28 protein-coding genes are annotated in these 26,448 nt (G+C 63.4%); 13 read left to right on the forward strand and 15 right to left on the reverse strand.

The window, feature by feature from the left end; all coding sequences use genetic code 11:
- Positions 1-97: 97 nt before the first annotated feature.
- Together VGC33_RS20405 and VGC33_RS20410 are read right to left on the reverse strand one after the other, a co-directional pair.
- Complete coding sequence (locus VGC33_RS20405; RefSeq protein ID WP_331122602.1) at positions 98-700, reverse strand: HutD/Ves family protein; 603 nt, start codon at positions 698-700, stop codon at positions 98-100.
- Positions 697-2,070, reverse strand: a complete 1,374-nt coding sequence (locus VGC33_RS20410; protein WP_331122603.1) for a formimidoylglutamate deiminase — start codon at positions 2,068-2,070, stop codon at positions 697-699. Before VGC33_RS20410 ends, VGC33_RS20405 begins: the two co-directional genes overlap by 4 nt.
- A 175-nt stretch (positions 2,071-2,245) precedes the next feature.
- Here VGC33_RS20410 and hutC point away from each other — a divergent pair, with 175 nt between their 5' ends.
- From hutC to hutG, 3 genes are all read left to right on the forward strand, one after another.
- Positions 2,246-2,956 (forward strand): histidine utilization transcriptional repressor HutC, encoded by a 711-nt coding sequence (gene hutC, locus VGC33_RS20415; RefSeq protein WP_414636969.1) that lies wholly within the window; start codon positions 2,246-2,248, stop codon positions 2,954-2,956.
- A 77-nt stretch (positions 2,957-3,033) separates the two neighbouring features.
- A complete protein-coding gene (gene hutI / locus VGC33_RS20420) occupies positions 3,034-4,254 on the forward strand; it encodes an imidazolonepropionase (RefSeq protein ID WP_331122605.1) in 1,221 nt (406 codons plus the stop codon).
- A gap of 39 nt (positions 4,255-4,293) precedes the next feature.
- The gene (hutG, locus tag VGC33_RS20425; protein ID WP_331122606.1) at positions 4,294-5,094 is read left to right on the forward strand and encodes an N-formylglutamate deformylase; all 801 of its coding nucleotides are present in this window, start codon (positions 4,294-4,296) and stop codon (positions 5,092-5,094) included.
- Between the two features lie 42 nt (positions 5,095-5,136).
- On the opposite strand, the gene VGC33_RS20430 is transcribed toward hutG, so the two are convergent.
- The 3 genes from VGC33_RS20430 to VGC33_RS20440 form a co-directional block, all read right to left on the reverse strand.
- Positions 5,137-5,682, reverse strand: a complete 546-nt coding sequence (locus VGC33_RS20430) for a nitrogen fixation protein NifQ (protein WP_414636968.1) — start codon at positions 5,680-5,682, stop codon at positions 5,137-5,139.
- Positions 5,682-7,103, reverse strand: coding sequence for a nitrogenase cofactor biosynthesis protein NifB (gene nifB / locus VGC33_RS20435; protein ID WP_331122607.1), 1,422 nt, complete (start codon positions 7,101-7,103; stop codon positions 5,682-5,684). Before nifB ends, VGC33_RS20430 begins: the two co-directional genes overlap by 1 nt.
- A gap of 177 nt (positions 7,104-7,280) precedes the next feature.
- Positions 7,281-9,275, reverse strand: coding sequence for an ArnT family glycosyltransferase (locus tag VGC33_RS20440; protein ID WP_331122608.1), 1,995 nt, complete (start codon positions 9,273-9,275; stop codon positions 7,281-7,283).
- Positions 9,276-9,573: 298 nt separating this feature from the next.
- On the opposite strand from VGC33_RS20440, the gene rlmF reads away from it, so the two are divergent.
- The gene (rlmF, locus tag VGC33_RS20445) at positions 9,574-10,548 is read left to right on the forward strand and encodes a 23S rRNA (adenine(1618)-N(6))-methyltransferase RlmF (protein ID WP_331122642.1); all 975 of its coding nucleotides are present in this window, start codon (positions 9,574-9,576) and stop codon (positions 10,546-10,548) included.
- Positions 10,549-10,582: 34 nt separating this feature from the next.
- Here the strand turns inward: rlmF and nifA are convergent, their stop codons facing one another.
- Together nifA and VGC33_RS20455 are read right to left on the reverse strand one after the other, a co-directional pair.
- Positions 10,583-12,166 (reverse strand): nif-specific transcriptional activator NifA, encoded by a 1,584-nt coding sequence (gene nifA / locus VGC33_RS20450; RefSeq protein WP_331122609.1) that lies wholly within the window; start codon positions 12,164-12,166, stop codon positions 10,583-10,585.
- Positions 12,163-13,674 (reverse strand): PAS domain S-box protein, encoded by a 1,512-nt coding sequence (locus VGC33_RS20455; RefSeq protein ID WP_331122610.1) that lies wholly within the window; start codon positions 13,672-13,674, stop codon positions 12,163-12,165. The genes nifA and VGC33_RS20455 overlap by 4 nt, the downstream gene beginning before the upstream one ends.
- 338 nt (positions 13,675-14,012) lie before the next feature.
- On the opposite strand from VGC33_RS20455, the gene rsxA reads away from it, so the two are divergent.
- From rsxA to VGC33_RS20495, 8 genes are all read left to right on the forward strand, one after another.
- On the forward strand, positions 14,013-14,591 hold the full coding sequence (rsxA, locus tag VGC33_RS20460; RefSeq protein ID WP_331122611.1) for an electron transport complex subunit RsxA: 579 nt from the start codon (positions 14,013-14,015) through the stop codon (positions 14,589-14,591).
- Between the two features lie 10 nt (positions 14,592-14,601).
- Complete coding sequence (locus tag VGC33_RS20465; protein WP_331122612.1) at positions 14,602-15,144, forward strand: RnfABCDGE type electron transport complex subunit B; 543 nt, start codon at positions 14,602-14,604, stop codon at positions 15,142-15,144.
- Positions 15,137-16,588 carry an electron transport complex subunit RsxC gene (rsxC, locus tag VGC33_RS20470; protein ID WP_331122613.1) on the forward strand — a complete coding sequence of 484 codons (1,452 nt, stop codon included), beginning with the start codon at positions 15,137-15,139 and terminating at the stop codon, positions 16,586-16,588. The genes VGC33_RS20465 and rsxC overlap by 8 nt, the downstream gene beginning before the upstream one ends.
- A complete protein-coding gene (locus tag VGC33_RS20475) occupies positions 16,582-17,559 on the forward strand; it encodes an RnfABCDGE type electron transport complex subunit D (RefSeq protein ID WP_331122614.1) in 978 nt (325 codons plus the stop codon). Before rsxC ends, VGC33_RS20475 begins: the two co-directional genes overlap by 7 nt.
- A complete protein-coding gene (gene rsxG / locus VGC33_RS20480; RefSeq protein ID WP_331122615.1) occupies positions 17,556-18,227 on the forward strand; it encodes an electron transport complex subunit RsxG in 672 nt (223 codons plus the stop codon). Before VGC33_RS20475 ends, rsxG begins: the two co-directional genes overlap by 4 nt.
- Positions 18,220-18,921 carry an electron transport complex subunit E gene (rsxE, locus tag VGC33_RS20485; RefSeq protein ID WP_331122616.1) on the forward strand — a complete coding sequence of 234 codons (702 nt, stop codon included), beginning with the start codon at positions 18,220-18,222 and terminating at the stop codon, positions 18,919-18,921. Before rsxG ends, rsxE begins: the two co-directional genes overlap by 8 nt.
- On the forward strand, positions 18,921-19,181 hold the full coding sequence (locus tag VGC33_RS20490) for an RnfH family protein (protein WP_331122643.1): 261 nt from the start codon (positions 18,921-18,923) through the stop codon (positions 19,179-19,181). Before rsxE ends, VGC33_RS20490 begins: the two co-directional genes overlap by 1 nt.
- Before the next feature lie 177 nt (positions 19,182-19,358).
- Entirely contained in the window at positions 19,359-19,886 is a 528-nt protein-coding gene (locus tag VGC33_RS20495) for a flavodoxin (protein WP_331122617.1), read from the forward strand.
- A gap of 20 nt (positions 19,887-19,906) precedes the next feature.
- Here VGC33_RS20495 and VGC33_RS20500 read toward each other — a convergent pair whose 3' ends face one another.
- The 3 genes from VGC33_RS20500 to VGC33_RS20510 form a co-directional block, all read right to left on the reverse strand.
- Positions 19,907-20,227, reverse strand: a complete 321-nt coding sequence (locus VGC33_RS20500) for a PTS sugar transporter subunit IIB (RefSeq protein ID WP_331122618.1) — start codon at positions 20,225-20,227, stop codon at positions 19,907-19,909.
- 155 nt (positions 20,228-20,382) lie between these two features.
- Entirely contained in the window at positions 20,383-21,006 is a 624-nt protein-coding gene (locus VGC33_RS20505) for a pyridoxamine 5'-phosphate oxidase family protein (RefSeq protein WP_331122619.1), read from the reverse strand.
- Complete coding sequence (locus VGC33_RS20510; protein ID WP_331122620.1) at positions 20,993-21,238, reverse strand: hypothetical protein; 246 nt, start codon at positions 21,236-21,238, stop codon at positions 20,993-20,995. Before VGC33_RS20510 ends, VGC33_RS20505 begins: the two co-directional genes overlap by 14 nt.
- Before the next feature lie 106 nt (positions 21,239-21,344).
- Between VGC33_RS20510 and VGC33_RS20515 the strand changes: the two genes are divergently transcribed.
- On the forward strand, positions 21,345-22,247 hold the full coding sequence (locus tag VGC33_RS20515) for a LysR substrate-binding domain-containing protein (RefSeq protein WP_331122621.1): 903 nt from the start codon (positions 21,345-21,347) through the stop codon (positions 22,245-22,247).
- A 75-nt stretch (positions 22,248-22,322) separates the two neighbouring features.
- Here VGC33_RS20515 and nifM read toward each other — a convergent pair whose 3' ends face one another.
- The 5 genes from nifM to nifS are packed head-to-tail and all read right to left on the reverse strand — an operon-like array spanning position 22,323 to position 26,443.
- A complete protein-coding gene (gene nifM, locus VGC33_RS20520) occupies positions 22,323-23,258 on the reverse strand; it encodes a nitrogen fixation protein NifM (protein ID WP_331122622.1) in 936 nt (311 codons plus the stop codon).
- The gene (locus VGC33_RS20525) at positions 23,255-23,698 is read right to left on the reverse strand and encodes a nitrogen fixation protein NifZ (protein WP_331122623.1); all 444 of its coding nucleotides are present in this window, start codon (positions 23,696-23,698) and stop codon (positions 23,255-23,257) included. The genes nifM and VGC33_RS20525 overlap by 4 nt, the downstream gene beginning before the upstream one ends.
- Entirely contained in the window at positions 23,695-24,054 is a 360-nt protein-coding gene (locus VGC33_RS20530) for a nitrogenase-stabilizing/protective protein NifW (protein ID WP_331122624.1), read from the reverse strand. The genes VGC33_RS20525 and VGC33_RS20530 overlap by 4 nt, the downstream gene beginning before the upstream one ends.
- A gap of 1 nt (position 24,055) precedes the next feature.
- Positions 24,056-25,216 (reverse strand): homocitrate synthase, encoded by a 1,161-nt coding sequence (nifV, locus tag VGC33_RS20535; protein ID WP_331122625.1) that lies wholly within the window; start codon positions 25,214-25,216, stop codon positions 24,056-24,058.
- Between the two features lie 18 nt (positions 25,217-25,234).
- Positions 25,235-26,443, reverse strand: coding sequence for a cysteine desulfurase NifS (gene nifS, locus VGC33_RS20540; protein WP_331122626.1), 1,209 nt, complete (start codon positions 26,441-26,443; stop codon positions 25,235-25,237).
- Positions 26,444-26,448: the final 5 nt, after the last annotated feature.

The following is a 26,448-nucleotide window of genomic DNA, read 5'->3' on the forward strand; positions in this document are numbered from 1 at the left end:
GCAGGTCGCGCGCGCGGTGCGCGCGGCCGGTGATGCATTATGGCGCGTCATGCACCAAAACCATGCAGGGGTGGGTTGAATCGATACAGTTTTCATCCTATTCGCAACGCATGGCCGGCAACTCGCCGTGGGTGATATCCGCCCACAGCGCCACACCGTCGCCGTCGGCCGGCCGCAGGCGTAGCGGCGCGCCAAGCTGCTGCCACCATACGCCCTCGCCTGGCGTAAGCGCCGCCTCGCCGTCAAGGCGCCAGCGGCCCGCCAGCACATACAGCACGCCGTCGCGCCCGGCGGGCAGAATCTGCTCGCCGATAAGGCGTTCTACCCGCGCCCGCCGCTCCTGGCGGCGGATCATGATATTAAAATCCCGGCTCGGTCCGCCCGCCAGCCGGGCGCTGATGCGGTCCTCGCCGGCAAAGGCGTGCGGCACGCCGGGCCGGGTCAGGGCATGCGTGCCGCCCGCGGCATTGTCCAGCAGCACGCCGTCCCCCTCCAGCAGGGCGATGATCCGATCCACGCCGGGGAAAGAGGAAAAGGCCCCATCGCGGTCGATGGTGGCGATGCTGGCGCGCCAGGCAAACGCCGCCGGCTCGGCGCCCGCATCCGGCGGGCAACTGATGATTTCGCGCGTCTCGCCGCCGCCGTTGCGCCAGCGGGACACCGGCAGGCCGGCGAACGAAAACCTGACCGGCCGGCTCATGCCGCCTCCCGGCGCAGCTCGCGCAGCACCTGGGCGAACGCCCGGGCGCTCTCCCGCTCCAGGGCATGATGCCCGTCGCTGATGACCCGGCGGCCGGCGACGAACACATCGCGGATTTGGCCGGGGCCGCCGGCAAACAGCCAGCGATTGAGCAGGTCGCCGTCGGCGGTCGCGTCGATGTAAGGATCGTCGCCGTCCAGAACCAGCCAATCGGCGCGCATGCCGACCGCCAGCGCGCCAAGCGGTACGCCGCAGGCCTGCGCCCCGCCCCGCAGCGCCGCCAGGTAGAGATTATCGCCGAGCGAGGGGTGGAGCGCATCGGCCAGGCGATTGCGCCGCCGGTCCCGCAGACGCTGTCCGTATTCAAGCCAGCGCAGTTCTTCCACCACGTTAAGCGAGACATGACTGTCCGAACCGATGCCCCAGCGTCCACCCTGGGAGAAATAGTCGGCGGCCGGGAAGATACCGTCGCCCAGGTTGGCCTCGGTGGTGGGACACAGCCCCGCCACCGCGCCGCTGCGCGCCAGGGAGTCCAGCTCCGCCTTGTCCAGATGCGTGGCATGGATAAGACACCAGCGTTCATCCACCCCGACCTGGTCCATCAGCCAGCGGACCGGGCGGGCGCCCGACCACGCCAGGCAATCCTCCACTTCTTTGATCTGCTCGGCCACGTGGATATGCACCGGCGCATCCGGCGGTGAAGCCTGCAGCACTTCGTGGATTTGCCGCGCGCCGACGGCGCGCAGGGAATGGAAACACAGGCCCAGGCGCTGGCGCGGCTGGCCGGACAGATGGGCTTGCAGCGCCTGCTGCTGACGCAGGTAGCCGTCGGTATCCTGGATAAAACGCCGCTGTCCGGGCGTTGCCGCCTGCTCGCCGAAGCCGCCGTAGGTGTACAGCACCGGCAGCAGCGTCAGGCCGATGCCGCTCTCGGCCGCCGCCTGGCTGATGCGCAGCGCCATTTCCGCCGGATGGGCGTACGCATGGCCCTGGGCATCCTGGTGCAGGTAGTGGAATTCCGCCACCTGGCTGTAGCCGCCCTTCAGCATCTCGATATACAGCTGGCGGGCGATAATGCCCACCTGGTCCGGCGACAGGCGTTGCACCATGCGGTACATCACCTCGCGCCAGGTCCAGAAGCTGTCCTTCGGGTCGCCGAAGACTTCAGTCAGTCCGGCCATGGCGCGCTGGAAGGCATGGGAATGCAAATTGGCCATGGCGGGCAACACCGGCCCGGCGAGGGTTTCGGCGCCCTGCGCGCCGGCGTTCGGGTCAATGGCGACCAGGGTTCCCTGGGCATTGACCTCCAGGCGGACATTATGGGTCCATCCCTGCGCCAGCAGCGCACGGGGGGCGAAATAAACGGGCATGGCGGTTTCCGGTTAATGTTTGGGTGATAGGGGTGCGTATCCAGACGAAATGCTTATCCACTTGTCTATACATATACATACGCTGAATTGAACAGTAAACTGTTTTTTATTCTCCCTGCCAGAAGAGGTCGGAAACGTGTCTGAATTACAGTCCGCCGCGCAACTGTCCGCCATCATGAGCGATACGCCGGCGCCGATTTATCAACGGGTTAAACAGGCTATCGTGCAGCAGATACGCTCCGGCGCCTGGGAGCCGCATCGGCGCATCCCGTCGGAAAGCGAACTGGTGACGGAACTGGGCGTCAGCCGGATGACCATTAACCGGGCGTTGCGCGAGCTGACCGGCGAGGGTTACCTGTTGCGGATGCAGGGCGTCGGCACTTTTGTCGCCGAACTGAAGCCTCAGACAGCCTTGCTTGAGGTCCGCAATATCGCCGATGAAATCGCCGCCCGCGGCCATCGCCACAGCAGTACGCTGCTGACGCTCGAGGCGCGCCAGGCGACCGGCGAGGAAGCATTGTCGCTGGGTATCCAGCCCGGGGAACAGCTGTTTCATTCGCTGATCGTGCACTATGAAAACGACATTGCCGTGCAGTTGGAAGACCGCTGTGTCAACCCCTTGACCGCGCCCGACTATCTGCGGCAGGATTTCAAGCTGATCACGCCCTATATTTACCTGACCCAGGTCGCGCCGCTTACCGCCGGCGAGCACCGGGTCGAGGCGGTAAACGCCAGCAGCCGCGAGCGCGAGCTGCTCCAGCTGGCGGATAGCGAACCCTGTTTACTGATTCACCGCCGCACCTGGTTCGGCAAACTGGTGGTGACCTCCGCGCGTCTGCTGTATCCCGGCGCGCGTTATCAACTGTTCGGCAGTTTTATCGTCTAGCGGATGTCACGCGCGGCGCCTGAACCACCGCGGAAAATGAAGCGGCTTTTTTATCAACGTATCGGGAGAGCAAACCCATGCCGGTAATGGAACAGTTTGACGCCGTCTGGTCGGGCGCCGATGTGGCGACCCTGCGCGACGGCCGCTATGGCATCATCAAGGACGGCGCGATCGCCGTCAGAGGCGATCGCATCGCCTGGGTCGGCCCCCGGCGCGAGCTGCCGGCGGCGGCGGTGGCGGCCGGCCATGATTTTGGCGGCGGCATCGTCACTCCCGGCTTTATCGACTGCCACACCCACCTGGTCTTCGGCGGCAACCGCAGCCATGAGTTCGAGCAGCGTCTTAACGGGGTCAGCTACGCGGATATCGCGGCCGCCGGCGGCGGGATACTCTCTACCGTCAATGCCACCCGCGACGCGTCCGGGGATGCGCTGATGGCGGCGGCCGTTGCCCGGCTGGCGATGCTGATGGCCGACGGCGTGACCTGCATCGAGATTAAATCCGGTTATGGCCTGACCCTTGAGAGCGAAATAAAAATGCTGCGCGTCGCCCGGCGCATCGCGCAGGAGCATCCGGTGCAGGTCAGGACCACCCTGCTGGCGGCGCACGCGCTGCCGCCGGAATACCGGGGACGCGCCGACGAGTACATAACACTCATCTGCGAAAACTGGATCCCCGAGGTGGCGGCGCTGGGGCTGGCAGATGCGGTGGACGGCTTTTGCGAGCACCTGGCCTTCTCGCCGGCGCAGATTGCGCGGGTTTTCGACGCCGCCCGGCAGGCGGGCCTGCCGGTCAAGCTTCATGCCGAGCAGCTTTCGTCCCTGGGCGGCAGTAGCCTGGCCGCGCGCTACGGGGCGCTGTCGGCGGATCATCTGGAATATGCCACCGATGCCGACGCCCGCGCCATGGCGCGGTCCGGCACCGTGGCGGTATTGCTGCCGGGCGCCTGTTATATGCTGCGGGAAACCCAACTGCCGCCGGTGGCGCTGTTTCGCCGCGAGGGTGTGGCGATGGCGCTGGCCAGCGATATCAATCCGGGCACCTCGCCCGCCTGCTCCCTGCGCCTGATGCTGAATATGGCCTGCACCCTGTTTCGCATGACGCCCGAGGAGGCATTGGCCGGCGTGACGATAAACGCGGCGCGGGCGTTGGGCCTGGCGGAATCGCTGGGCACGCTCGAAGCCGGCAAGATGGCCGACTTTGTCCACTGGCCGGTGGCGCATCCGGCGGAATTAGCGTACTGGCTGGGCGGACAACTGGCCGGCAGCGTCATTTACCGCGGCGTACGCCGCGTTTAATTTCCCATTTTATCATGATCTTTCAGGAGGGCATCCCAGATGAGCATTACCCAACCCTTTACTTATGAAGCGGGCACCATTCCTTTGCTACTGAGCATTCCCCATGCCGGCACCCGGCTGACGCCGGCGGTGGAGGCCGGGCTGAGCGACGCCGCCCGCCCGTTGCCGGATACCGATTGGCACATTCCCCGGCTGTATGATTTTGCCCGCGCCCTGGGCGCGCATATTCTTATCGGCAACTACTCGCGCATGGTTATCGATCTTAACCGCCCCGCCGACGATCAGCCCTTGTACACGACCGCCACCACCGGCCTGTATCCCGAAACGCTGTTTGACGGCACGCCGGTATTCAAACCGGGCGCCACGCCCGATAAGGCTGAACGGCAGCGTTATCTGGATGAGATCTGGCATCCGTACCATCGCACATTGCAGGACTGCCTGAGCGACATCAAGGCACGGCATGAATATGCGCTGTTGCTGGACGCCCATTCCATCGCCTCGGTTATTCCGCGGCTGTTCGAAGGCACCTTGCCTGATTTGAATTTCGGCACCAACGACGGACTGAGCTGCGCGCCGTCGCTGGGCGAGACGCTGGCCGCGTTTTGCCGGCAACAGCCGTTTAGCCATGTGATAAACGGCCGCTTTAAGGGAGGGTATATTACCCGCGCCTACGGCCAGCCGCATGCCCGCCAGCATGCGGTACAGCTGGAACTGGCCCAGTGCAACTATATGAGCGAACAGCCGCCGTTCGACTACCTGGAAGCGCGCGCGGCCCAGCTACAGCAGGCGCTGCGCGCGCTGGTCGCCATGTTGTTGACCTGGGGCCAGCAGCCGCGCTAGCCTCATCGCCCAGGCGACCGGATACCCGCCGGCGCGGGGTGATCAGTCCTCGGGAGCAAAACAACCGGCGTATTCGCAGCAACTGCCGCAGCTTGGGGAGCGGCAGGTCGACTCGCCGGTCTGCGCCAGGCAAACCTGGCGATAAAAAAACTTTTTCCAGCGCATGTTGCCGGCGTTGATCGCCACCAGCGCGGGAAAACAGGCCTGCATCAGTTCCCGCAGTTCGCCGCGCGACGCCAGCCCAAGATCCTGCCATAAATGATTAAACCCCATCGACGCGACGGCGATCAGTTGGTGCAGCGGCGCGGCGTCGGCGGCCATATATTGCGCCAGCCAGTCGGCAAGCGCGCGGCATTCCTGCTGCCGGCCGCGCGCGAGCAGGGCAAGCAGCGCGTCCTGCTGTTGCAAGACCGCCGAGCGCGGATCGGACTCCAGTCGCACCCGCCGCGCCAGTTCCTGGTACTGCGCCGGCGACAACCCCATGAGGGCGGGGAAACGCGCGCCGCCCGCCAGATGATTGGCCAGCAGCCGGCGCAGCCAGATGTCCACCGGCGCGTTAGGCATGATGTTCGCGGAACACGAGCACATCAGGCCACCCCTTTGATGGCCGGATCCGCGCCGGCCGCGCCGCTCGCCGCCTTGTTGCGCCGCTGCCACCACTGGCCGAGCGTGGCGGCAACCGGTTGCCAGGCACCGCCGACGCAAGGTTCTATGCCCGCCTGCTCCAGGCGCTGCCAGGGGCCCAAGCCGATACGGGCGCAAAATACCGCCGCCATGTCCGCCAGCAGATCAACCACCTCGCCCAGGCGCTGTTCCGTTGCGCGTTCATCCTCATCGCAGTCGGTGGCGCCGCGACAAAACGGTGGGGTAAACCGCTCGCCGATGGGGATGACGCCCGCGGCGGACAGGCTGTAAATCTGGAAACGCCGCGCATGGCCGAAATGTTCATCGATAGCCGCCCCTTGCGTGGTCGCCACCGCCACCAGGCAGGCGGCGTCGGAGGCCGATTCCCCCTGCGAGGCGATGCCGGCCTGGATCTGCGCCCGCCGGCGCAGTACCGGCAGGTAGGATCCGGCATCCCTGGGGATGGCCGACAGCGGGAAATTCTGGCTGCGATCTTCCCCCAGCATGCCGATGGCATCGGCGCGGCACTGCTGGCAATGCGACATTTGCCGCATGGACCCGCCGCAAAACCGGCGCACCTCGTCCACCTGCGCGGCGGTGGGCTCCGCCTGACCGCGCAGGCCGAATACCGTGCCATGCTCCGGCCGCGAAATCAGCGGCATAACGTTATGTAAAAAGGCGCCCCACTGGCGCGCCTTTTCGCTGACCGCCGGTAAATGCCGATCGTTAATGCCCGGGATCAGCACCGAATTGATTTTCACCAGCACGCCCCGCGCGGTTAGGCGGCGGATACCCTCCTGCTGGCGTTCCAGCAGCAGCGCCGCCGCCTCCCGCCCCTCCAGCCGCTCGCCGTCAAACCAGAGCCAGGGATAAATGCGCGCCGCGATATCCGCGTCCAGCGCATTGACCGTAACGGTCACATGATCCACGCCGATATCCACCAGCCGGTCGACCACCTCCGGCAACCCCAGGCCGTTGGTGGACAGGCACAGTTTCATATCCGGCAGCGCCAGCCTCAGGCCCTCGAGGGTATTGAAGGTGCGGGCGATATTCGCCAGCGGATCGCCGGGACCGGCGATGCCAATCACCGCCAACTGGGGCAGCGCCGCCGCCACATGGCGCGCCTTGGCAATCGCCTGGGCGGGAGAGAGCACCTCGGAGACCACCCCTGGCCGGGATTCATTGCTACAGTCGTATTTGCGGTTGCAATAATGGCATTGCAGATTGCAGGCCGGCGCCACCGCCAGGTGCATACGGGCGTAGCGGTGATGGGCCAAACGCGAATAGCAGGGATGCTGCGCCACTTTATCCGCCTGAAGCGGCGTCAGGGAAGCGCCGGGGCCGGAAGAGCCGCAGCCGCCGGATGGGGACTGACAAGTTGCCATGAAAACCGCCTTATGCAAAACCACATGATCGGGTTGTTGCAATCGCCATGCCCGGATGGATGGGGCCATAAAGAGCCTGTTTTAACAGGTATTATTTCCCAATTCGCCATAACGCGCCCGGCGCATGACAACAGGCGGTGCCGACATTGTCTTAAAACCGACAATACGCCGGATGCGTCACGGCAAGCCCGGCGGGGTCGTCTGGTCGTCCCGTCCGGCCAGGCGGTAGAGCGTAAAGGCGTTATCGTCGGCCGGCCGTCCGCCGCGCCATAGGGGCAGCCATTGGCGTCCGGTTTTTTTCTCCGGCCGGGCGATGCTGTCCTGCACCAGCAGCAGCGCGCATGACCGCGCGGCCGGATTTTTAGTGACACCGTCACCTTGCCCGGAATGGCCGGCATAAATACGCCGCCCCGCCGTGCCGGTAACATATTGCAGCATCGCCAGCTCCGATTCGCCCATCCCGTCGGTGGCCAGGCAGCCGGACGCGCCCACCCAATTTCGCAGCGGCGAAAAGGCGTCCTTATAGCTGCGCGCCGCGTCAATCCAGGGCATCAACAGGACAAAGGCCACTCCCCACACCGTGGCAAGACCTGACGTCCACGCCAAAAGCGGGCCGACGCCGCAACGGGCGCGCGCGATCATCCACCACAGCGCCATCAGCCCGCCGGCGGCGATCGCCGCCCACGGCTCGCGGCGCAGCGCGAAAGGCAATGGGAAAACCTGGTCGACCCCTGGCCACAGACCGCGTAGTAGCGCCGGTTCGGTTCCTTTCACCAGCGCGTACCAGGTGCTGACGATAACCACCAGCGCCGCGCAGAACAGCCCGTCCAGCGTGCGTCTCGCGATGATCCATCCTTTGCCGTCGCGGCGCTCAAGACCGGCCGCCGCAGGCAGGGCCAGCAATGCCAGGGCCGGATATACCGGCATCAGATAAATATCGCGCATCGCCCCCGACGCACACAGCGTCACCACCGAGACGGCGGTGAACAGCACCGTCACGCCGTAAGCGGGCCTGAACGACCGCCAGGCCGATAGCCCGTTCCCTTCGCTGCCTCCCACGGCGCGCGCCGGGAGAGCCTGAGGCATCCGCGCCGCGCCATGGCGTAAGCGGTGTGGCGCCAATCCAGGGCCCAGGCGACGCCGCGCCGAGCGCATCAAGACGCCGCACAGGCCCGCCAGCACGATTATCGAGGCGGGAGCGCCGTTCACCAGCAATGCCCTGACTCTGTCCTGAAAGGGATTATCATGGCCGCCAAGCGCTGTGGCGCCGATAAAGCGCCCGATATTGTTCGTCCAAAACCACTCGTTGAACAAATCCGGCTCGACACGATATAAGGCCCAGGGCCAGGGCAACGCAAAGGGCAGCGCCGCCGCCAGCGCGCCCAGCCAAAAGCGCCTGCCCGCGCCCAGGTAAAACCCGGGCACCAGCGCCAAGCACAACAGCAGGGTCAGCCCGGCGATACCCGGCACCAGCAGCCCTTTGGACAAAAACGCCACGCCCGTTCCCAGCCCGAACAACAGGCCATGACGAAAGGCACGCCCCACCGGGGGAGGAACCCCACGCCGTGGGCACGCCAGCACCAGCGCGGCCAGCGCCAGCGCCGCGCCCGCCATTTGCCCGAGATCGGCGGTAAATTTATGGGCGTGCTCGGCCAGCCCCACGGTGCCGGCCAGCAGGCAAAGCGCCGTCAGATGCCAGTCGCGCCGCGAGGGAATGCCCGGCGCCCCTTGCCCTGGATGAAGGGTTTCGTCATACAACCGCGCCGCCGCCAGGCAATAGGCGCAACACGTCAGGACCAGGCAAAGCAACACCGCCAGCCGGCAAGACTCATGCGGCGGCAGCCACGGCATCAGCCTGGCGCACAGCGCCCCAAGCCAGAACATCAGCGGTGGTTTTTCCAGGAAAGGATCCCCGCCGACGTGGGGCACCAGCCACTGCCCGTGGGCCAGGATATTCCAGACGATGCTGAACGAATAAGGTTCGTCCGCCTTCCAGGGAAAACGCCCGAAGGTGCCCAGCAAAACATAGGCGGTCATCAACAGATAAGCGCAGCGGCGCACCAGGGTCCGGCCGCCTGCCCGTTCGCCGGCGCCGGGGCGCTGTGCATTGTCGGCAGGCCCAACAAATCGCGCCGCACGGCACGGACGGTATTTCAGCCTGTTTAACAGCATGTTGCGTTTATTCCCCAGTAATGCAAATAAGCATAATTGCAAGTGTAACTAATTGAACATTATCATTTTTATGATAAAAAAACGGTTGCGCATCATGCCACTTTTCCCGCCCGGTTGCCAAGCCGGAAACGTCTTTTTATGCGCGCCCGTCGCGCGGCGGCGACAGCGCGGGATCCTGGACGACCGGGCCGGTCCCGGGGCAAGCGGCCTTTCGGCGCGCGATGTGTTATCTTAAGCGCCGGAAAAGCCGGTTGACCCATGACGGCTTATGGATGGACACGAGGTGGTGGAAACCATGATGGAAAAAAAGAAGACCTTCCCGCAGCAGAAAAATCACCTGCATCCGCGCAACCGTCATCGTTCACGCTATGATTTCACCGCGTTGATAGCCTGTCTCCCTGCGCTGGAACCCTTTGTCAAACCCAACGCCTGGGATGATATTTCGGTTGATTTCGCCGATCCCAATGCGGTGAAAATGCTTAACCGCGCGCTGCTCAAGCTGTATTACGGCATCGAGCATTGGGATATTCCGGCCAATTATCTCTGCCCGCCGATCCCGGGCCGGGCAGACTACCTGCATTACCTGGCGGATCTGCTGGCGGAATGCAACGGCGGCGAGATTCCCACCGGCAAAGGCGTGGCCGTGCTGGATATCGGTATCGGCGCCAACTGTATTTATCCCATTATCGGCCAGCGCGAATACGGCTGGCGCTTTACCGGCACGGAAAACGACCCGCTGTCGCTGAACGCAGCAAAAATGATCGTGACCATGAACCCTTCGCTTAAAAACAGCGTGCGCCTGCGTCAGCAAAAAGACGGTAGCGCCATTCTTGACGGCATGATAGGTATCGCCGAACGATTTGACGCCACCTTGTGCAATCCGCCGTTCCATGCCTCGCAGGAAGAAGCGGATGCCAGCACGCGGCGTAAATTGCATAAGCTGGGTAAAGGCGAGGTGACCGCCAAGCCGGTGCAAAACTTCGGCGGCAAAGGCAGTGAGCTGTGGTGCGAAGGCGGAGAGCTGGCGTTTGTCGGTAAAATGGTGGCCGAGAGCGTCGGCAAAAGCAAAAACTGCCTCTGGTTTACCTCGCTGGTGTCCAGGCATACCACGCTGCCGCCGCTGTATGAGGCGTTAAAGCACGCCAACGCCGCCGACGTGCGTACCGTGGAAATGGCCCAGGGGCAGAAAATCAGCCGCTTTATCGCCTGGACCTTCCATGACCAGGAACAGCGCGCGCTGTGGGCCGCCGAACGCTGGCAAGCCCGCAAATAGCGTAAAGCGGTTAGGCAAAGATATCGCCCCCGGCCTACAAACGGTGCATATTGATATTTAAAATCTGGATGCGGTATGCCACCTGGCGCGGGGTCATGCCCAGCAGCCGCGCGGCTTTGGCCTGCACCCAGCCGGATTTTTCCAGCGCGGCGATAAGCCGTTGCCGATCGTCCATATCGCCGTCGCCCGCCGCGTCGCCAAGCGCCGTTGGCGCCGGACCGCGCGGCATTCCCGCCGGCGCCATGGACGATGCCTCGCTGTGATTGAACAGGATCACGTCGCGATCGATAAGCCCCTCCTCCGACATCACCGACGCCCGCTCCAGGCAGTTTTCCAGCTCGCGCACATTGCCCGGCCAGCCATATCCCATCAGCAGGCGCAGCGCGCCGTCGCTGATGCGCAGATTGCGCCCCTGCTTTGCCGCCAGCTTGGCGATCAGGAACTGGGCCAGCCCGACGATATCGTCCTGGCGCTCGCGCAGGGGCGGCAGATTGATAGGCATTACGTTAAGCCGGTAATAGAGATCCTCGCGAAAACGCCCGGCGCGCACCTCCTCCTCCAGATTGCGGTTGGTGGCGGCGATGATGCGCACGTTGACCTTAATGGTGGTATCGCCGCCCACGCGCTCCATTTCGCCCTCCTGCAGGATGCGCAGCAGCTTGGTCTGGAACGACGGGCTGCTCTCGCCGATTTCATCCAGGAACAGCGTGCCGCCGTCGGCCAGCTCGAACCGGCCTTTGCGCTGGCGCACCGCGCCGGTAAAAGCGCCTTTTTCATGGCCGAACAGTTCGCTTTCCAGCAGGTTGTCGGGCAGCGCCGCGCAGTTAAACTTAACGAACGGTTCGATGGTACGCGGTGAGTTGTAATGGATGGCATTGGCAATCAGCTCCTTGCCGGTGCCGCTTTCGCCGCGCACCAGCACGGTGGTGTCCCATTTCGCCACCTGGCGGATGACGTCGAAAATCTGGCGCATCGGCTGGCTGTTGCCGACCATATTGTCAAAGCCATACTGATGTTTAACCTTGCGCCGCAGGGTATCGCGCTCCTGGCGCAGGGCCTCGGTCTCAACGCTCATATGGCCGACCAGCCGCACGGTCTGGCAAATCAGGTTAGCCACCATTTCCAGAAAACGGGTGCTGGCCGGCAGCCGGTCCTCATGCAGTTCCATCGGCTGCGCCGCCAGCACCCCCAGCGGCACGCCGTCAGGCCCCGGGATCGGCACGCAGATAAACGGCAGGCCGTAATCATACAGGTTCAGCCGGTCGAGAAAGCGCGGGTCGTCGGACACGCGCGGCAGCACCAGCGAACGCTGCTGGCTCATCACCGTGCCCAGAATGCCTTCGCCGATGCGATAACGTACATTCTTGCACCCCTTCACCACCTCGGTATCGGCGCCGTACAATGCTTCGATAAACAGGGCGCTGCGGGATTTGTCAAACAGGCATACCATGCCGTATTGCATATAGGCGTGTTCATACAACGCCTGGATCATGGCCTCCAGTGTCTGGCCCAAATCAAGCGAGCGGCTGAGCGCCACGCTGATTTTATGCAGCGCGGTAAACTGCTGGGAAAGGTCAAAACGCCGTGAAGCCTGCGTGGGCGTGGGTAACTGGCTCATTTTGATTCTCCTGTCGTGACCGGACGCCGGAGCTGCATGGCGGGCAGCGGCAGGCGCAGGGTTAACAAGGTCCCACCCTCCGCCTGGATATGAAGATCAATCATGCCCTGATGGTTGCCGATCAGGGTTTGTATCAGCCGCAGCTCCATGCCGTGCCCCGGCTGGGTGAAGGTTTGCGCCGGCGCGGCGTGATGTACCGGTTGCAGGGACAAATTGTCCCTTAACGCGAAAAAGATCGCGTTATCCTGCGCGTAGGCATGCAGGGTAATGAAAAGCGGCGTGGCGGGACGTTCATTAGCCAGAATCAGGCAGCGATCGAGCCACAGGCTTAATGACGCTAAAATCTGGTGGCGCTGGCCGAAGCCCAGCAACAGCTGCGGCTCGCATCGCCACTGCAGTTCGCCCAGTGAGCGAATGCGCGGCCGGTAAAGATCGGCTAAATCCTGCAACAGTTCGCCCACCGACCAGAAATCGCTCTCCTCTTGTTCCAGCGAAGGCCGGCAGGCCTGCAACCGGGCCAGCGCCTGCTGCCCTTCCTGCCAGGCCGCATCAAGTCCGGGGTGCGTCAAGCCTTCGGGACTCAGTCGGCGCGCGGCGGCCAGCATATTCAACGGACCGCTTAACTGTACCATCGCCGCGTCCAGGGATTCGCGGATCGCCGCCAGCAGCTTGCCGGAAACCAATTTCTGTTTAAGCTGTTCCAGCCGCTGCTGCGCGCGCTGTCGCTGTTGCTCGCTGTCATCGATCAGGGTCACCAGGGTACGTGGCGGCGCGACGTCGGAGAAATAACGGCTGACCTCTTCATTCACTTCCGCAAGCGGCCAGATGCTTAGGCCGAATACCCGCGCCGCGCCGCCGATTTGCAAGGTAACGCGCGCGCCAGACGCCAGCCGCGCCTTGTTGGCCGGATAGCCCAGCTCCGCCAGCAGTTCCCGTCCGCCGTAGTCGGCGCACAGGGTTTTATACGCCAGGTTGTCCATCACGATATGGTCATGCTCGTCCAGCACCACCACCGGCGCAGGCACGTTGTTCAATACCGCGGCTATCAGGGACATCTGGTTGCGCAGGCGCTGCATCAGGGCGTAACTGTCGGAGATGTCCTTATGCATGCCGAGGAAGTGTTCGATGCGGCCGTCGGCGCTGAAAACGGCCGAAATGCTGACCTCGGCCAGGTAAAGGCTACCGTTCTTGCGCTGGTTGATTAACTGCCCGACCCAGGGCAGGCCCTGGGTGATGGCGCTCCACATTTCCTGGTAATGTTTTTTCGGCGTCTGGCGGCTGGCCAGTATGTTGTGGTTCACGCCGGTCAGTTCAGATTCGCCGTAACCGGTCAACTGCCGGAACGCCAGATTGGTATAAACGATGCGCGCGCGCGGGTCGGTTATCGAGATGGCTACCGACGACTGCTCAACCGCCGTATAAAACAGCCCGGGATGCAAGGTTGCGGACACCGCGGCAGGGACGGTTTGTTCCATCAGCGAAGCATCGTCAAATAAAGGAATACGCATATCAACTCCTGCGGACGGGATAAAATCAGGCTGTGCGATTCACGACAATTTGTCTGATCACCCGACAGGATGGCATGAACCGCTGTAACCCTATAATTTGTGCAAGATTAGTACCGAAAGTTTAAAAACCGCTGGAAACCTTGATCTGAACAGGGGTTTTAGGGCCGCAAACGCCGTTTTCGCCCGCCGCCGCCGCCCCGGCTGGCCCCGGCCGACGGCGGCGCGCGCCGTAATGATCCCTGCGCTGCACTTAATTTGCCCATTTTTTATCCAGCACGGGTTGGCACAGCTTTCGCAATAACCCCCTATAAAAAGGTGATGTTCCGTCGGGGATGCGAATGAAAGAAATATTGTTGATAGTGCTGGCCAACGGCCTGGTGAATAACATCGTGCTCGCGCGCTTTCTCGGCCTGTGCTCCTTTATGGGCGTTACCAATAAAGTGGATTCGGCGTTGGGCATGTCGATGGCGACCACCTTTGTCATCACCCTGTCGGCGGGTCTGGGGTGGGTTATCTATCACTGGATCCTGGTGCCGCTGGGTATGGAATATCTGCGGCTGCTGTCGCTGATTATGGTGATTGCCTCGCTGGTACAGCTGCTGGAGCTGTTTCTCGCCAAGCAAAGCCCGGCGCTATACCGCACCCTGGGCATCTTCCTGCCGCTGATTACCACCAACTGCGCGGTATTGGGCGTGGCGCTGCTGGTGCTGGACGATAATCTGAGTTTCCTCCATAGCCTGGTGTTCGGCTTCAGTTCGTCGCTGGGTTATTCACTGGTGATGGTCATTTTTTCCGGCCTGCGCGAGCGCCAGGACAACGCGTCGCCGCCGCAGGCGTTTCGCGGCGCGCCGATCAATTTTATTACCGCCGGCATTCTGGCGCTGGCGTTTACCGGCTTCGCCGGGCTGGCCGGATAAGGAGTCACCCATGGACAGTATTTTACCGGTGCTGGCGGTGCCCGCCATCGGCACCCTGATAGGTTACCTGCTGGGCTATGCCGCCCTCTATTTCAAGGTGGACAAGGATCCGCGCATTGAAGCGGTGGTCGCCCTGCTGCCCAACGGCCAGTGCGGCCAGTGCGGCTTCCCCGGCTGTGTCCAGGCGGCCGGCGCCATGGCGCGCGGCGAAGCGCCGGTGGACGCCTGTACGCCGGGCGGCGCGGCGCTGGCGAAACGCATCGCCGAGCTGCTCGATCTGCCGCCGCGGGACGTCGGGGAAAGCCTGCCCCAGGTGGCGGTTATCAACGCCCAGGACTGCGACGGCTGCGGGCGCTGCCAGAAGAAGTGTAATTTTGACGCCATTATCGGCGCGGCCCGGCAACAGCACGGCATCCTGGGTGATGATTGCACCGGCTGCGCCGCCTGTATCGCCTTGTGTCCGCGGCGGGCTATTTCGCTGCAAAACGACCCGCAGCTCACCCCGTCGGCCGCGAAACCCCGTTTCGACGTCCGGGAGGCATCCTATGTTTAGCGCCAGGTTAAAACCGCACGGCGGCATCCGCCCCTACAGCCACAAATCATTAACCCGCGATATCGCCATCCGGCCGCTGGCGTCCATGCCGCGCCAGCTGGTGATTCCGCTGCGCCAGCATACCGGTCCGGCGGCGGTGCCGCTGGTGACCGTTGGTGACAACGTCACTGCCGGTCAGCGGATCGCCGAGGCGCGCGAGCGCATGTCGGCGCCAGTGCACAGCGCCCTGGCCGGCGTGGTTACCCAGGTTATGGCCGGCGAACTGGGCGCCATTACCGTCAGGGTGTCCGCCGACCAGCCGGCGGCGCCCCGCCTGATGGCCGCCGCGGGGCTGGACGGGATACAGTCCATGCTGTCGCTGATTGAGCAGGCGGGTATCGTCGGCATGGGCGGCGCCATGTTTCCCGCCGCTGATAAAATCCGCATGAGCCTGCGCTATCCCATTGAAACCCTGATTGTCAACGGCGGCGAATGCGAGCCTTATCTCACCACCGACGATCGGCTGATGCGCGAGCAGGCCGAATTTATCATCGGCGGCATTCGCTACCTGCGGGAGATTACCCGCGCCAGACGGGTTTATATCGGCATCGAGGATAACAAAACCGAGGCCATCGCCCGCCTCGACGCGCTATGCCGGCTGGAAGACGGTATCGAGGTGGTGATTTTACCGTCGCTCTACCCCATCGGCTCGGCCAAACAAATGATAGAAGCGGTGACCGGCCGCCAGATCCCGCAAAATCGCCGCTCCACCGAGATGGGCGTGCTGGTGCAGAATGTCGGCACCTGCATCGCCATCTTCCACGCCATCCGTTTCGGCAAGCCGGTTACCCACCGGGTCATTACCGTCAGCGGCCGCGCCATTGAACAGCCGGCCAACCTGCTGGTGCCGGTCGGCACGACGATTAAGGAGATTATCGGCCAGTGCGGCGGGCTGAAGTCACCGCCGGCGCGCATGGTGCTCGGCGGACCGATGATGGGCCGGGCGGTGGATTCCCTGGATACGCCGATCACCAAAGGCACCAGCGGGCTGTTGCTGCTTAACGGCGATGAGCTGCCGCAAACCCGGCCCAGCGCCTGCCTGCGCTGCGGCCGTTGCCTGGACGCCTGCCCGATGAGCCTGGCGCCGCAGGCCATATTCGCCGAGCTGAAAAACGACGGTTTCGCCAAGGCCCGGCGGCAGGGGCTGAACGCCTGCCTGCTGTGCGGCTCCTGTGCCTATGTCTGTCCGGCGGCGCTGCCGCTGACGCAGTTTTTTGATTGGGGCCAGCAGCAGTTGAGGCTTATATCACGCCAGGAAGACAAACTGACGCGCACCCGCGCCAACAGCGCCAAACGCCAGCAACGACTGGCGCGGGAGGCGGCCGAAAAAGCGGCCGCCCTGGCGGCGAAACCCGCGCGCCGTTCCAGGCGCGCCGCGCCGCCCTCGGAGGAAACGCCATGTTAAGCGCGCCCCACGCCCACCAGGGCCTCAGCGTCGATCGGCTGATGTACCGGGTCAATATTTCCCTGTGTCCGGTGGCGATCCTGGCCTTTTTGCAGTTTGGCGCCCAATCGGTCCTGCTGATATTTTGCTGCCTGCTCACGGCGCTTGTCTGCGAAGTCCTGTGCCTGAAGCTCAATCCGGCGGCGCTTGGACATACCTTCGACGGCGCCGCCATCCTCACGGCGCTTATCCTGGCGCTGAGCCTGCCGCCGCATGCGCCGCTCTGGCTGGGCGCTTTCGGCAGCGCGGTGGCGATTATCTTCGGCAAACATATCTACGGCGGCCTGGGGCAGAACCTGTTCAATCCTGCCATGCTGGCGCGGGTGGTGTTGCTGATTGCCTTCCCGGTGGAGATGACCCGCTGGGTAAGCCCGGCGGCGTTCTACAACGGCGACTTTTATCGCCTGGGCGTGGACGGCATCTCCGGCGCCACCTTGCTGGGCGGCTTTAAGGAGAGCGGGCACGCGCCGGCGCAACTGCTGTCCGATGTCCTGGGCAACCACAGCGGCAGCCTGGGCGAAACCTCTTCTCTCCTGCTGCTGCTGGGCGGTCTGTGGCTGATGCAGCAGCGCGTGTTCAGTTGGCATATCCCACTGGCCACGCTGTCCGGCTGTTTAATTCCGGGCCTTATCCACTGGCTGATTGCGCCGGCGGGCATTGTTCCGCCCCTGGCCCAGCTCACCAGCGGCGGGCTGCTGCTCGGGGCGTTTTATATCCTGACCGATCCGGTCACCGGCCCTGGCAGCGTGCGCGGGCGCCTGATCTACGGCCTACTGGCGGGATTTCTCACCTATTGCATCCGCGCCTTCGGTAACTTTCCCGAGGGCATGGCCTTCGCCGTGCTGCTGGTTAACGCGGTCACGCCGCTGATTGACAATTATACCCAGCCCAAAGCCTACGGCTACGTCGGCGGCAAGGAGAAATCATCATGAGCGTTAGCCTGCGCCAGACGGCGGCAACGTATCTGCCGACGCGTGAAAGCCCGATTACCCAGGGGTTTTTACTCGGTTCCTTTACCCTGATTGTCTGTTTGCTGGTGGCCGGCTGCTGGTGGCTGACCCATCGGCAAATCGTGCAGCGCGAGAAGGAGGATACCCAAAACATGCTGTCGCAGGTGTTCCCCGCCGGTCATTACGACAACGCATTGGCGGACGCGCAGCGAAGCCTGGTTATCGACGGCCGGACGGTGAGCTTTTTCCGCGCCAGCCTCAACGGGCAACCCAGCGGCATCGTCATGACCAGCGAAACCCAGGGCTACGGCGGCCCTATCCAACTGCTGACCGGCATTGACGCCAAGGGCGTCATCACCGGCGTCAGGGTGATAAGCCACAAGGAAACCCCGGGCCTGGGCGACGCCATCGAGCTCGGCCATAGCCCGTGGATCCGCAGCTTTGACGGCAAGTCGCTGACTAATCTTACCGAGCAGCAGTGGCATGTCAAAAAAGACGGCGGCCGGTTTGACGCCTTTACCGGCGCCACCATCACGCCGCGCGCCGTGGTCAGGGGAGTGCATGAAAACCTGGTGCTGTATCGGGAAAAACAGGCGGAATTCTTGAGCGGCCAAGGCGCGCCGGAAAACGGGGGACCCAATAATGAGTGAAAACAGCCAGCCGCAGCTGCGGGATATTATGAAATCCGGCGTGTGGACCAATAACGTCACCTTTGTGCAGATCCTCGGGCTGTGCCCGCTGATGGCCATTACCACCACCGCCACCAATGGCCTTGGCCTGGGGCTGATGACCGCCATGGTGCTGGCCTGCTCGAATTTTATCGTGTCGGCGTTGCGCAAGGTCACGCCCAACCAGATCCGTATTCCGGTCTATATCTCCATTATCGCCTCGCTGGTGACCATTCTCGACCTGACCATGAACGCCTGGATGCATGATTTGCATAAGGTGATGGGGCTGTTTATTCCGCTGATCGTCGCCAACTGCGCCCTGCTTGGCCGGGCGGAGGCGTTTGCCGCCCATAACAAAATCTTGCCGGCGGCGCTGGACGGCCTGGCCACCGGACTGGGGTTTACCCTCGGCCTGACCAGCGTCGGCGCGGTGCGCGAGATCCTCGGCAGCGGCACGCTGTTCAGCGGCGCGGCCCTGCTGCTCGGTCCCCATTTTCATTTTCTCGAACTGCATCTGCTGCCCGGCTACCGGGGCTTTTTGCTGATGCTGCTGCCGCCCGGCGGGTTTGTGGTGATGGGCATGCTGCTCGGCGGCATTCGGCTGGTAAAACGGCTGACCAGCCGGGAAAGCGCGTCGCTTAAGCTTGCCCGTCAACCCACCGGAGGCTGTCATTGATGAAATTTTCCGTGGTGCACGTTAACGGCGCGCGGGGACGCTGTATTGAAATGAAGCTGGACGCGCCGGTAACGGTACGCCAGGCCATCCTGGCCTCGCCGCTGCCGCAGTTGTTTCCTTATCTCGATCCGGATACGCACCGCATCGGCATCTACGGCCGGCTGTGCCCGCCGGATACGCAGGTCGGCGAAGGCGATCGGGTGGAGATTTATTTACCGGCGACGCGCCGCGCCGGCGATGATGAAGATGAGCAGGACTAACGAAGTCCGGGATCATCCCCCGGTTCAAGGCACGGTCTCCGCCCAGGGCACGCTCCCGGCAGGGCGGCGGCGGACCGCGGGTAATCCGGCATGACGCGCCGGCGGGCGGGCCAGCCAGCCAGCCAGCCAGCCAGCCAGGGTATTTTTTGACAAGGTTAACAATTGGGGAACATTCGTATGGCTAAGATCGGCATTTTTTTTGGTACCGACACCGGCAAAACCCGCAAGATCGCCAAGCTGATCCATCAGCAGTTTGACGGCGAAGCGGACGAACCGAAAAACATCAACCGCGCCACCCTCGAGGATCTGCTCGCCTACCCGATACTGATCCTCGGCACGCCGACGCTTGCCGACGGCCAGTTGCCGGGCCTGGAGGCGGAATGCCAGAGCGAATCCTGGGCGGAATTCGCCGATACCCTGGCGCAGGCGGATTTAAGCGGCAAAACCGTGGCGCTGTTCGGTCTGGGCGACCAGGAGGCCTATCCGGATAATTTTGTCAGCGCCATGGGTGAACTTTACGATATCGTCTCGGACGCGGGCGCCAATGTCGTCGGCGCCTGGCCCCGGGAAGGGTATGTCTTCAGCGCGTCGGCGGCGCTTGACGGCGACGAATTCGTCGGACTGGCGCTGGACCAGGATAACCAGGCCGACCTGAGCGCCGAGCGGGTGGCAACCTGGGTCAGCCTGGTGAAAGCCGCGCTTTAACGCCGCCGGCGGGAGCCCGGCTATGCCGGGGTCGACCCGTCCAGCATCACCAGGGCGTCGTGCAGGATTTTCTCCACATCCATCATGCCGTAGTCAATGCTGCGGATAATGGCGACCGGCTTGGACGGCGAGTTGTAGATGCCGACGATTTCATTCAGTTTGTACTGAATATGCGGCCCCAGCAGCAGGCAGTCGTAGTCGGCGCAGGTATCGCCGATATGCTCCAGATCGACAAAGCTGACCTGGACAGGAAGGCCCTTGGCCGCGGCAAGGGCCTGCATTCTGCGGGCCAGCACCGACGAAGAAGTGCCGGAAACGCAGCATAAAAGGATTTTTTTCATGCTTAATGCTTAACCCTTAACTTTGTGAGGTTAAGCGTAGTATGCGCCGGCAACCGGGGAAAATTGTGGCTCATATCCCGAATTACACTTCGGGTTAATCCAGACTCACGCCCGCCGGGCGGCGTGTCGTAAGCTGCGTCCCGTATCCGCCTGATTCAGTAAAGCGTCTTTTTCAACCGGTCCGGCAAGGCCTGGTCGTAGGCGTCCCCATCAATGCCGGCGTTGGAAATATCTTTCAGCACCGCCCCAGCGCTGGGTAGCCTGTCGCGCGCGATTTGCGTGGCGGGATCCCACAGGCGCGAGCGGATGACGGCGCGACTGCATTGAAAGAACACGCTTTGCACCCTGATGCGCAGCACCGTTCGCGGCGGGTTGCCCGCCACGGCGAAACGCGCCAGCAGCGCCGGTTCGACGCTGATGTCGGCCGTGCCGTTGACCCGCAGCGTTTCGCCGATGCCCGGGATCAGGAATAATAACGCGACGCGCGGGTCCTCGACGATATTCCTGAGGCTGTCGATGCGGTTATTGCCGCGCCGGTCGGGCAAGAGCAGCGTGCGGCTGTCCTCGATATGAATAAATCCGGCCGGATCGCCGCGCGGCGACGCATCCAGGCCGCCGCTGCCCGCCGTTGCCAGCACCGCGAACGGCGCGGCTTCAATAAACGGCCGGTAGGCCGGGTGAATATAATCCGTTTCCTTGATTATCGAGGGAGGCGCTACCGCGCCGTACAACGCCTCCAGTTGTTCAGCCGTGGTGAGGCGAAAATCATCTTGTGGCATACGTTTCTCCTGCGGGATAATGCGGGCGCAGGGGTCGGGCATCATCCATAATCCGCCTGGCCCTGACCCTACGGGCAAATATAAACAGCACTTTGCCCTGGTTAGGGGCGACATCTTGGGGCGGCAGGCCCGCCCGGCGGTTTTCCGCCGCGCCCCGCCGCAGGATCGGATCTTCCGGGATCAGCAGGCGGTTAAGATAATCATTCACCTTCTGCCACATCTGTTGTCCCATACGGCCTCCTCCTGTCATTGAACCTTTCTTTTGCATACCACCCTACTTCCTGATTAGATGGTTGTTAATCGACTTTTGGCGACGAGCTATGTGAGAAAAAATCACAATGAGACGACGCATTCCTTCGCTGAACGCGCTCAAGGCCTTTGAAGCGGCCGGGCGGCTGGGACTGATGAAACTGGCGGCTGAGGAGCTGTGCGTCACGCACGGCGCCGTCAGCAGGCAGGTTAAACAGCTGGAAAACCGGCTTGGCGTCGCCTTGTTCGCCGGTCCGAAACATGCGCCGACGCTGACGGAGGCGGGATGCCGGCTGTTGCCGGCCTTAACCTCCGCCTTTGATCAGTTGGATCTGGCCGTACAGCAGATTGCGGATACCGATGAGGGCACGCTTGACGTTTCATGTCCCGGCACTTTTACCATGCGCTGGCTGATACCGCGCTTGCATCACTTTAACGCGCATCATCCCCGGGTCGAGGTACGCCTGAACTCGGCGGGCACCTCGGCGGATCCCATCAGGGATAATGTCGACGTGGCAATCAGAGTAGGCCGCGCGCCCTGGCCGCCGGGCGTCGACGTCATCTCTTTGTTCAGCGAGAAATTCGGCCCGGTCCATGCGCCGTCAGTCCGGCTTGTCGCCGGAAAGCCATGGCCGGCGGCGCTGTTGCACACGGTTTCCCGGCGCAGCGCCTGGTCTGACTGGAGCGCGCGTTCGGGTATCGCCGCGGCCGGTGAAGGCGCGGCCGAGTTCGAGCATTTTTATTTTATGCTGGAAGCGGCTATCGCGGGGCTGGGCGTATCGATATCCCCCTGGCCGCTGGTGGCGGAAGATGTGGCGTCGGGACGACTGATCGCCCCGTTCGGCTTTATCGACAGCGGTCTCGACTACGTGGCCCTGCGGCGCCGGAAGCAAAACCGCAAGGCCGACATTTTTTGCCGGTGGCTGGAAACCGCGGCGCAGGAGTATGTCGCAAGCATGCGATCCAGACCGCCGGAGGCGACACAGCCATAACGCCATGCCACGCGTGCCGCCTTTCCGGCGCATCGGGTCATCAGCTTGCCGGCCGGCTCGCCATAGCCTGCCGGCTTAGCGCGCCGCCGGAGGCGGCCGGTCGTCCCGCGCCAGCGATTCCAGCCACTGGCGCTGGTAATCCTGGCGCGCTTTGGCCCGGAGCCGGGTTTCAACGGCATTCATGGCTTCCTCCCGCGGGATCGGCGCTGCCGGGCGAATATCCCGGCAGTAGAGGATATGCAGTCCCATGGGGCTAGTGACAACGTCACTGATATGCCGCGCCGGCAGGTTAAACAGGATTTTATCAAGGGATGCATATAACAGGCCGCGACTGACCCAGCCCAGATTGCCGCCATCGAGCGCGGTGGGACATTCGGAATGGCGCTGCGCCAGCCTGGCGAAATCGCCCGCGTCGCGGCGCAGGCTCTGGTGCAGCACGGCGATGCGATGCGCCGCCCGATCCGGCTCGCAGCCCGGCTGATCCTCATCCACCGTCAATAAAATATGGCTGCATTCACGCTGCTCCGGACGCATGAATTTATCCCGATGGTCGGCGTACCATTGCGCCACTTCCACAGGCGTGGGCGCCGGCGCCTGCTGCGCCACGTGTTCGAGCACCTTGTCCAGCAGCACCTCATGCGTCATGGCCTGGTAAAGCCCCTTGGCGTCCAGTCCTATGGCCGCCAACTGCCGTGGCTGCAGCGCGGCATGGTCCAGGCGCTGATCGAGATCCGCCACCACCGCGCGGATATCGTTTTCGGTGGCGCGCAGGCCAAGCGGCGCGGCCCGCGCCACGATCCGGCTCTCCAGCAGCAGTTGGCGGGCATAGCGCGGCTCGAATTCCGCAAGCCTATCGGCGGTTAATAACCACGGCGGCGTGTTATACAGCGCCAACGCCAGTTTTAAACGGGAAAACACCTGCCATTTTTCCATTCGATTTTCCTGGGGGTCGATAGGTTTGCCCGCGTTGCGATGCGTGCCGCCGCGACGAAAGGCCGGGGCGTCGCTCAAGGTTCACAGACCCGGGGAACCAGCGCCATTTCGGGCACCCGGAACAACCGTCCCTCGAACAGCACCACATAGGCCATGGGCTGGACATCGCGGATTTCATCCATAATCTGCCCCACCTGTCCTTCCGTCACCACCGGCGAGCCGTTAATCCCCAGCGGCAGCGCGGCGCTGACCCAGTCGCCGAACTGGAACTGCCCGGCAATCCAGGGCGCCGAGCCTGAAATCAGCTCCTGCTCGCGGCAGCCGACGATGCGGTCCTCCTCGACAAAATGCACCTGGTAAATAATATTATCCTGTAAAAAGGTGCCCCATTCGCGCACGTAGCCGATACTGCCCTTGCGCACCAGCATGGCGCCCCGTTCTTGGCCGGGAAAGGTGCCGTCGTTGCGCAGCGAACGGATGACCCGCACCCGGTCGCCGAAATCATAGGTGGGTTTCAAGGATGCACCTCCGTTAATCCGCTCCAGGGAGTAAAGCAGCGTTTGTGGCGCTGGTAAACCGACAGCCCGGACCGCTCGGCCAGCCGTCCCTGGGCAAAGTGCCGATAGCTCTCGTCCAGCAGGCTTCTCGCCAGCGACCAGTACGCCCTGACGCGCCGCAGTTCTCCGGCGTCTCCCGGCGGCAAATCGGCCAGCGGCAGGCCGATTACCCCCGCCAGGCGTTGATGGAAATCATGCATGATATGCAGGCGTTTCGTGCGGATCACCGCCGGATCGCAGGGCAGTTCAAAATAGGCGAAAAACGCCTCGGCGGATTCAAGCTCATCGACGCCGGGTAATGTGCTAAACCACTCCATCCTATCCTCCCGCGCAACAGGCCAGGCCGAAATCCGGCCCGGGCAAACCGAATAATTCGGCGTAAAGACAGCGCAACCGCTCGTCGGAGGGGATTTGCTTCCACACCTCGGCGCGCGCGCGCAACGCATGCAGCAGTTGCTCCACCTGGCCGCCGGTAAGCGAATACCCCAGCTCGCCGTAAATACGGTCTATCGCGTGTCGTCCGGAATGCTTGCCCAGCACCAGCCGATGGCCGCGTCCCAGCCGCGCCGGGTCGATGCTTTGGTAGCAGGCGGGGTTTTTCAGCAATCCGGCCACGTGAATACCCGATTCATGGGTAAACACCTGCTCCCCGACCAGCGGCTGCTGGGGGTCAATCGAACGGCGCGCCGCCAGCGCGACCTGCGCGCAAAGACCGGGCAGGCTGTCGAGGCGGATACCGGTTTCGATATGCAGGCAGGCGTCCAGCGCCATGGCCACGCTTTCAAGCGCTGCGTTGCCCGCGCGCTCGCCCAGCCCAAGAACCGTGGTATTGACATGGGAGGCCCCGGCCCGCACCGCCGCCAGCGTATTGGCCGTCGCCAGCCCCAAATCGTTATGGGCGTGCATTTCGGTTTCGCCATGCCAGTGACACCGTAACGCGGCTATGCGATCAAAGGTGGTGAAGGGATCGAGCACGCCCAGGGTATCGGCAAAGCGCAGCCGCAGCGCGCCGGCGTCGGCGGCCACCAGGGCGATCTGGCGCAGTTCCTCGTCGCTGGCGCGCGAGGCGTCCTCGCAGCCGACGCTGACCTTAAGCCCCAGCGCCCGCGCGTAGCCGATATGGTCCGACAGCTGATGGGCCAGCTGCGGCCAGGTCATACGCAGCTTATAGTCGCGCATCGGCCCGGACGCCGGCAGCGAGATATCCACCCAGTCCAGCCCCAGATCGGCCGACAGGCGGATCTCCTGGCGGTTTAACCGGCACCACGACATCAGGGTGTGGCGCGGCAGCGCCCGGCGCACCAGCGCTATGCGCCGGCACTCCTCATCGCCCATCGCCGGCGTGCCGACCTCCAGCTCGCCGGCCCCGGCCCCGGCCAGCGCCAGGGCAATGGCCACCTTCTCCCCGGCGCTGAACGCCACGCCGGGGCTTTGCTCGCCGTCGCGAAGCGTCGTGTCGTTGACAACGATTGCGGTCATCGGCCTGATCTCCCCGGGTTAACCATAGGTCGGGGCGAAAGTGGCGTTTTCCGCCACCAGCGGACGATCGCCCTGCCAGTACGGCGATAAGGCGCGTAGCTGGGCAATAACCGGCGGCAGTTGCGCCAAGACGTATTCAATCTCTTTTTCACGGGTATAGCGGGATAGCGAAAAACGAATGGTGCCGTGGGCGGCGGTATAGGGAATGCCCATGGCGCGCATCACGTGGGACGGCTCCAGCGAGCCGGACGTACAGGCGCTGCCGCTGGAGGCGGCGATGCCGACATGGTTTAACAGCAGCAGAATGGCCTCGCCTTCGATATATTCAAAGGCGATGTTTACCGTGTTCGGCGTGCGCGGCTGATCGCCGCCCATCACCAGGGTATGGCGGATGGCGCTGAGAATGCCGTCCTGCAGACGGTCGCGCATCAGGGAAACCTGGCTGTCCATCATCGGCAGATGAATGTCCGCCAATTGCGCCGCCGCGCCCATGCCGACGATGCCGGCGATGTTTTCAGTGCCGGCGCGCCGTCCGCGTTCCTGGTGGCCGCCGCGCAGCAAGGGACGGAACCGGGTGCCGCGGCGCAGATACAGACAGCCGATGCCCTTGGGGCCATGGAACTTATGGCCCGAGCAGGACAGCATATCGATGGCGGTCGACCCGACGGCCACCGGCAGCTTGCCCACCGCCTGCACCGCGTCGCAATGGAAAAGTATGCCGTGCTCATGGGCCAGGTCCGCCATGGCGGCCACCGGATACACCACGCCGGTCTCGTTATTGGCCCACATGATGCTGACCAGCGCCACGCGGTCGCTGAGCGCCGCGCGATAGGCGGCCATATCCAGCGCCCCCGCGCCGTCCACCGGCAGGCGGTGAATGACATAACCCTGGCGCTCGAGATGTTCGCATACGGCAAGCGTCGCGGGATGCTCCACGATGCTGGTAATGATTTCCCGCCGTCCGGGGCAGGCTTCCACCGCCGATAAAATGGCGGTGGAGGTCGCCTCGGTGGCGCAGGAGGTGAAGATGACCTCGCTGTCGTGGCGCGCGCCGAGCAGGGTTGCCACCTGTTCCCGCGCCTTGGCAAGCGCAATGCCCGCGGGCTGGCCGAAATCATGGATGGAGGACGGGTTGCCGTAATGTTCGCTGAGAAACGGCATCATCGTTTCCAGGACCATCGGGTCCAGACGGGTAGTGGCGTTATTATCCAGATAAACAGCTTTCATCGGCG

It is taken from the genome of Acerihabitans sp. (assembly GCF_036398755.1).
GTDB lineage: Bacteria > Pseudomonadota > Gammaproteobacteria > Enterobacterales > Enterobacteriaceae > Acerihabitans.